Raw genomic sequence first — 616 nt, forward strand, 5'->3', positions numbered from 1 at the left:
AACTTTCCTTTTTCTTTCTCAAGGTCAGTTGTCTTTTGCGCCATCTCTAACTCACTTACTTGCTCTTCCATCGGATCTGTTACTTCTTTCCCAGCTCCGCTATCTTTCGCTTTCTTAATTTCTTTCTTCAGCGAATCAATCTTCTTCTTCCCTTGATCATAACGCATATCCGCCATCTTTTGATCAAGCTCAGCTTGCTTCATTTGCAAATTAATCTCTTCATTATCATAAGAGAATAACTTCGCGCCTTTCTCAACCTCTTGTCCTTCTTTTACCTCAATATCTTTCACTTTTCCTTTAGTTGGATCTGCATAAAAGCTTTCAATATTCCCGGGCTTCACCTGACCAGAAATTAACTTTGTATTATTAAGCTTTCGCTCCGTTACTTTCTCAAAGCTTACAGCGTCAGCCGTTGTTGCTGCGCCCTTCTTCTTCCCTTGCATTACAAAAATATTAACTGCCGCTACAATAACAATTAGTGCAATAACCCCGATAATAATCCATTTCTTTTTCTTGTTTGGAGTACGAACCGTATTTGGTACCATTTTCTCGCTCCCTTTATAACTTAATAGTTTAATATAAAAATTGTATAAAACTTTCTGAAAACAAATTACAT

1 protein-coding gene is annotated in these 616 nt (G+C 36.9%); it reads right to left on the minus strand.

The features are described from left to right. A partial coding sequence (locus KI369_RS27790; RefSeq protein ID WP_212958859.1) for an HlyD family secretion protein occupies window positions 1-545 on the minus strand: 545 nt, incomplete at its 3' end. Window positions 546-616: the final 71 nt, after the last annotated feature.

It is taken from the genome of Bacillus sanguinis (assembly GCF_018332475.1).
In the GTDB taxonomy this organism is placed as follows: Bacteria; Bacillota; Bacilli; order Bacillales; family Bacillaceae_G; genus Bacillus_A; species Bacillus_A sanguinis.